Here is a 6293-nt window from a genome sequence, read left to right as displayed (position 1 = left end):
GCCCCAGGAGGGCATCCAGAGCATGATCGAGAAGACCATTCCGAGCGTCTGCGCCCAGTCGGGCAGAGCCGTATAATGCAGATGGTGCGGACCGGCCCAGATATACATGAAGATCAGGGCCCAGAAATGAATGATAGACAGCCGATAGGAATAAATCGGCCGGTTGGCCTGTTTCGGCACGAAGTAGTACATCATGCCCAGGAAGCCTGCAGTCAGGAAAAAGCCGACGGCATTGTGGCCGTACCACCACTGAGTGAGAGCATCCTGCACGCCTGAAAAGAGGGAATAGCTCTTGGAGCCAAGGAACGAGACCGGCACCGCCAGGTTATTGACGACATGCAGCATCGCAATCGTGACGATGAAGCTCAGATAGAACCAATTCGCCACATAGATATGCGGCTCTTTGCGCTTCAGGATTGTTCCGAGGAACACCGCAAGATAGGCGACCCAGACGAGCGTCAGCCACACATCGACGTACCATTCCGGCTCCGCGTATTCGCGTGCCTGGGTGATGCCCAGTATGTAGCCGGTGGCCGCCATCACGATGAATAGTTGATATCCCCAGAAAACGAACCAAGCGAGCTTGCCGCCGAATAGGCGGGCGCGGCAGGTACGTTGGACCACGTAAAACGACGTCATGATCAGCGCGTTGCCGCCAAATGCGAAGATGACGGCGGACGTGTGGACAGGACGGAGGCGACCAAAGTTCAGGTAGGGCGCGATGTTCAGATCGGGGAAGGCCAGTTGGAGAGCAATCACAACGCCCACGAGGAAGCCGACGACACCCCAGAAGACGGTAGCGATCAATCCATATCGGATGACCTCGTCAAAATAGGCCCCCTTTTTGGCTTTGGCGCTAACTGCCTCGGCGGAAAAATCAATCCGACGCACAAGCACGACCACACCCGCCAACAGACAGAAGAACAGTATACCCATCTGGGTCGCAAAAAGCTGGTCATGAGCGGCGCCGGCGCAGACCAGTGCCACGAAAGCGCCGACCGCAACCAGCACGGTTTCAGCGGTATAATTCATGTGATGGTTCCCAAAGCGCAGATGACCGCGCCAGAGGCAGCCATCTTTCTCGCCACTTTGGGGAACTATTCGCACGTGAGGCGCACTCAGTCCTTGATCTCTCTCAACGGAAACTACAATTTTTTTGTGGTGCGCCGACTGGTTGCATCCAATTGCGGTTTAATCGCCGACGATGGTGCGCGTCGAGACCGTATGCCGGAACGGCTGGCTTCTCAGCAGCGCTTATCGAGCGTGGACAGTTACCGGCTGCGCATCGCCCTCGGAGAATCTGATCAGAGATTGTTCGACCTCAAGGAATATCTGCCGATACGCGCCTAAACTTCGCCGACAGCTAATCGGGCTGTCGCAAAAGGAGACCAGAAATGTATTTTAAAATCGGTCCGATCGTAGCAACGGCGGCGCTGGCCGCATCGGCGATGCCCCTCATGGCGGCGGATCACCAGATCCGCATGCTCAACAAAGGCGCGGACGGCGCAATGGTCTTCGAGCCAGGTTTCATGAAGATCGCCCCAGGCGACACGATCACCTTTATTCCGGTTGATAAAGGCCACAATGTCGAAACATTTAAGGGCTTGATCCCAAAAGGAGCACCCGAATTCAAATCCAAGCCAAACGAAGAATATCGGACAAAACTCGACATACCCGGCGCCTATGTAGTGAAATGCACGCCGCACATGAGCCTGGGAATGGTGGCCCTCATTCAAGTTGGCGACAACCCCGACAATCTCGATGCCATTAAGACTACGACGGTTCCAAACCTCGTACGCAAGCGCCTCGAAGCCGACCTCGCGCAGATTGCAGAATAATGCGGGTGGTCGGATAAACGAAATGGATGAGTAAGCTCAGGAAGGGGCAAAGTCACGAAGAAGGAGAATGACAGCGGCACGCGAGAAGCCATCCCATACCTCGCAACGATGATGCAGAAACAATAGCGGCCATTCTTGCTGCCTCGAACTGGATCGTGATGGCTCGGTCTGATCGGCGACCAAAAAAATCGCCTGACTTTACGCCGCCGCCGGCCGGCTCGCATCGGACGGAAGTCGCAGTTCTTGGCGCATGATAATTCAAACAGGAAAATATCCATGGATCAGCCGCCGCCACGGCCCGATGCATCAGCGATTTGCCATCTCCGTGCAGACGTGGCGCCGTAAGACGCAGCAGTACTGAAGTTCGCCGGCGCTGCGCTGCCCGCCGGGAAGTGCGTCGGTCTTATCCGTCCATGGCAACCATGCAGGTAATGGGAGCCTATGCGATCAAAATCTTGGACAACGCGAGCTTAGCAAGCTTAGCAGGCTGATCAGCAAGAATGCGGCACGCGAGAGAAGATTTCGGCCCGCTCATTCACTTGAAAAAATGCGCAGTAAAATTGCCCCATCTCAAAGAATGTCGGCGGATCAGCCTTTAAGAGTGGTCTGGGAGCCAATCTGCCGTCGCAAACAGGAGATGAGAGATATGTCGCAAAATCGGTTTGATCCCGGCGGTAGCAGCACTTCCTGTTTCGGCGACATCGCTCTTGGCCGCGCCATCTGAAGCATGGAAATGAGAAGGAAGCGGGCGAACGATAGCAGGAGAACGGGGCATGCAATCGCTTGCAAAAAACCTGCGGGAAGCCATCGGCAACGGGGAGCTCAAAGCGTATGTATACAGCTATCCCCCGAAGCGGACATATAACGAGCTTGAAAACATTGGACTGAGCAATGTGTGGGACTCAAACGACGTCGGGCCGGTGTCTCTATATATTCATATACCGTTTTGCCGATACAGGTGCACGTATTGCACGCTATTCCTCACCACGCGGCACACGGAAAATCTCATTCGATGCTATGTCGAAAAAATCTGCGAGCAGATACGTCTTTATGCAACATTCGCCGGGCACAGGACTGTGACATCGGTATATTTCGGCGGCGGAACCCCGACCCTCCTGCCCATCGATCAGTTTGCCCAAATTTTTTCCTCCATTCGAGATGGATTTCCGAATATCGATCGTTCAGCCGAGCTGTGTGTGGAAGGCTCTCCAGACACTTTGTCGGAGGAGCTGCTAGATTTTCTGAAGGACCAGGGGGTGAACCGAATCAGCATGGGAATCCAAACGATGGATTCCTCCGAACTGAAAGCAAGCGGTCGCCCATACCCGGTTTCGATGTCGATTTCTGCCATTGAAGCAATTCGGAAGCGTTTCGATAACTTTAATCTAGACTTGATCTACGGCCTTTCTGGTCAGACCCAGGAAAGCTGGAAACGCTCGCTGGAGCGGGTTTTGTCCTTCGGGCCGACGACCGTTTCGCTCTATCCGGTGGTCAGCCGGCCCCTTACCGCCCTGCAGAAGCAGCAACGATTGCAACCGCAAGAATATGCAGATGACCATGTTAAATATGCGATCTATGACAGCAATGTCGATTTAATGCAGAAAAATCGATATCGACAGGAATCCTTTACCCGGTTTACCTGCCTTCCCGGAGGCGCCAGCGCCTACGGCCAGGAAACATCCGACTTTCTCGGCGTTCCAATGATAGGCGTCGGAACAGGCGCGCGAAGTTATAACGGGAAATGCCACTACAGCTTCGACTACGCGGTCGACCTGAAGCAGGTCGGCAAAGCCATAGACGATTATCTAAATCTCGAAATCACCGAACAGAATTTGGTGAAGTATGGAATCATCTTGAACGAAGCCGAAGAACGTTTGAGATATTTTATGCTTAATCTTACGCTCAACCAGCTTTCTGAGGCAGATTATTCACGACTATTCCAGCGGAATCTCTATGCCGATTTTTCAGAGGCGATAGATGCTCTGGAAGCCGAAGGGTGCATCGATTTGCGGTCCCATGGCGGCATCCGGCTGACCAGGAAAGGTTACAAATACAGCAACCTGATAGCGCATCACCTCTTCTCGGACCATGTGAAGATCCGTGAAGAAAGGTACGTTCCGAAATGAGCAGTAGCGAACGGTTTTGGGAACAAGGCTATTCGGATCCTAACGTCTGGACCATGGGCGGGCCAAGCCTTGAAGTCTATGAGGTAGAACAGCAACTCCCAAGAAACGCAACGGTCCTCGACATAGGGTGCGGCGAGGGCAGGAACGCTCTCTTTCTTGCGTTCAGGGGGCATAGCGTAACCGCACTGGAATTGTCATCAAGCGCGGTCAGAAAGCTTAGATCGATTGCAGACGAATTTGCGTTGAATATCGATGTGATCGAAGGGAGAATCGAGGATTTCGTCCCAGATAAAACTTATGACCTGGCTCTTGCGCACTCTTCCTTGCATTTCGTGACCAAGGATGTGTGGGTTCCGTTGGTCAATGAGTTGAGACAACGGACCAGCAAGGGCGGATTTCATAATTTTACATCGATTATTGGGACTTCCCGCTATCCCGTTCCGTACGAGTGTCGGCACGCGAATTCATTTGATCGGGGCGATCTCGAGTCATTGTATGCAGATTGGCAGGTCCTACGGTCTGATTTTTATGCAAAGTGGGATTCCCATCCAGGGATTTCGACGCATGTTCATGCCGTGGAAAAATTTGTGGCTAGAAAGGCAAGGCCGGATGAGCCTTTGCCATTCATCAAAGTCGATTTGTCGAACGGCGATGAGCTCTCCTTCGAGTTATTCGATAGCATCCCACTCAGGATCCATATTGCGGACGTCAAACTGCCATGCATCCGGCCGAACACGGTCAATCGGATTGAAATATCCGGATTGAACATGAATTCGCCAACTCAGCTGACACGCAGCTATGCTGTTGAAGAGTGGTTCTTTGGCAGGTACGCGCTTCAATTCACCCAGGGCGTGCTGACGGGTAAGTACGAGTACTTTACGCAGCCGATCTCGTTGCGAGCTGTCCAGTCGATGTCGAACCGGCGTGGCGCAGGAGCACACCTCGGTTCGCGAAACGCTGGATGAATCCATGCGTATCCGAGAATTTCTTCGAGCGTGGGTCAGAGCAAGTGGAAAAGGCGGCTGCGCCAGCGCCAACCAATCCAGCACAGTTGGCGGTGTGGATAGTCGAATTCTCATCCTCACTATCGCTGTGTTTATCACAGGATTGGCCGAGAACGTTTTCATCGGGATTCTGCCGGATGTAGCGCGCGGTCTCGGAGTAACTGAGTCCGAAGCAAGTGTCGTAATTTCAGTTTTTTCGGTCACCTACGCGATCTTCGCGCCTATTGCTGCACTGATCTCTTATCAGTTCGATGCAAAACCGACGCTCGTCATCGCCATCGCGATCTTTGCAAGTAGCAATGCGCCGGTGGTGATCGGCGGATCGGGGCTGCTCTTGATAAGCGCCTCGAGGATCGTCACTGCTACCGCTTGCGCGCAAATATCGATATGCGCCGTCGCTTGCGCAGTCCGGATCGTCTCGGAAAGATACCGGGCCCGTGCCATAGCCGCCGTGTACCTTGGAATAAGCAGCTCTCTTTTTCTGGGAGTGCCCCTGGGCGTCTGGATCACGCATCTGATTGGTTGGCGTGCCGTCGGCCTTGCGATGATTGGGCTATCTATCGTCGCACTATCGCTTGTGCTCTTCCGGCTACCGAATATCGGGCCAAGGAGCAAGGGCTTGCTTTTTGGCAGGCTGTATCTGGCTCATTTCCGAGATCGCAGACAGATGATGGCGCAGTGCGTTTCCATTTTGTTCATTGCAGGTCATTTTACTCTTTTCAGTTATTTGACCTCTTATGCAGCCAGCAAGGGTTTCTCCGGGCCAGGTTGGGAGGCATCGCTTTATGCCGTTTTTGGGTCGTCAGGAGTGGCGGGCGGCATGCTCGCCGGCATCTTCTCCGATCTTGCAGGACGCCGGTTGGCGCTGGTCGCAAGCCCCGCGATTTATCTGGTCACAACGTTGCTATTATGCGTGTCAGAAAGCAGCATCTTCTTTTTCGCGAGCCTGTCACTATGGGGGTGCGCGAGTTGGTCGATCTCGCCGATCGTCCAAAGCTATATTGCGGATCTCGCGCGAAGCCCGAACGACATTGTCATCGGTGCGAATGTGACCGCAATGCACATCGGTGTTGCTGGTGGTGCCGCAGTCGGCGGCGGGCTTCTTGCAAGTTATGACGTGTCGGTGCTGCCGATGGGCGCGGCCGGTCTGGCCGCCATGGCTCTGGCCACAGCAATCTTGTCTGTCAGAAACTCGCATTCTTGACACGGCGCGGGCCCATGGTTGCGTCGGCCTGTTCGTTTGCCGTTCTTACAAGCAGTCGTTGACCCATGCCCTCGCGAAATTCGACATCTGCTCTCGGTCGAACAAATCGATGAAATCGTGG

Annotated in this window: 6 protein-coding genes; 5 read left to right on the top strand and 1 reads right to left on the bottom strand. The window is 53.9% G+C overall.

Annotated features, from left to right (window positions below; translation table 11 throughout):
• The coding region (locus tag PY649_RS29090) for a cbb3-type cytochrome c oxidase subunit I (RefSeq protein ID WP_285872364.1) at positions 1-1032 on the bottom strand (1032 nt) is incomplete at its 3' end.
• Between the two features lie 3 nt (positions 1033-1035).
• Between PY649_RS29090 and PY649_RS29085 the strand changes: the two genes are divergently transcribed.
• The 5 genes from PY649_RS29085 (at position 1036) to PY649_RS29065 (ending at position 6172) form a co-directional block, all read left to right on the top strand.
• Complete coding sequence (locus tag PY649_RS29085) at positions 1036-1350, top strand: hypothetical protein (protein ID WP_285872363.1); 315 nt, start codon at positions 1036-1038, stop codon at positions 1348-1350.
• A 44-nt stretch (positions 1351-1394) separates the two neighbouring features.
• Complete coding sequence (locus PY649_RS29080) at positions 1395-1838, top strand: pseudoazurin (protein ID WP_120708901.1); 444 nt, start codon at positions 1395-1397, stop codon at positions 1836-1838.
• 773 nt (positions 1839-2611) lie between these two features.
• On the top strand, positions 2612-3964 hold the full coding sequence (locus PY649_RS29075; protein WP_285872362.1) for an STM4012 family radical SAM protein: 1353 nt from the start codon (positions 2612-2614) through the stop codon (positions 3962-3964).
• Positions 3961-4929, top strand: a complete 969-nt coding sequence (locus PY649_RS29070; RefSeq protein WP_285872360.1) for a class I SAM-dependent methyltransferase — start codon at positions 3961-3963, stop codon at positions 4927-4929. The genes PY649_RS29075 and PY649_RS29070 overlap by 4 nt, the downstream gene beginning before the upstream one ends.
• Entirely contained in the window at positions 4889-6172 is a 1284-nt protein-coding gene (locus PY649_RS29065; RefSeq protein WP_285872359.1) for an MFS transporter, read from the top strand. The genes PY649_RS29070 and PY649_RS29065 overlap by 41 nt, the downstream gene beginning before the upstream one ends.
• Positions 6173-6293 lie beyond the last annotated feature (121 nt).

Source organism: Rhizobium mayense, from assembly GCF_030272705.1.
GTDB classification, from domain to species: domain Bacteria; phylum Pseudomonadota; class Alphaproteobacteria; order Rhizobiales; family Rhizobiaceae; genus Rhizobium; species Rhizobium mayense.
Note: the sequence above shows the minus strand (reverse complement) of the source record. Positions and strands in the feature narration are given on the sequence as shown.

Coding starts and splice junctions, on each gene's coding strand:
- PY649_RS29070 (WP_285872360.1), top strand. CDS start 3,961: ATGAGCAGTAGCGAACGGTTTTGGGAACAAGGCTATTCGGATCCTAAC.
- PY649_RS29085 (WP_285872363.1), top strand. CDS start 1,036: ATGGTTCCCAAAGCGCAGATGACCGCGCCAGAGGCAGCCATCTTTCTC.
- PY649_RS29080 (WP_120708901.1), top strand. CDS start 1,395: ATGTATTTTAAAATCGGTCCGATCGTAGCAACGGCGGCGCTGGCCGCA.
- PY649_RS29075 (WP_285872362.1), top strand. CDS start 2,612: ATGCAATCGCTTGCAAAAAACCTGCGGGAAGCCATCGGCAACGGGGAG.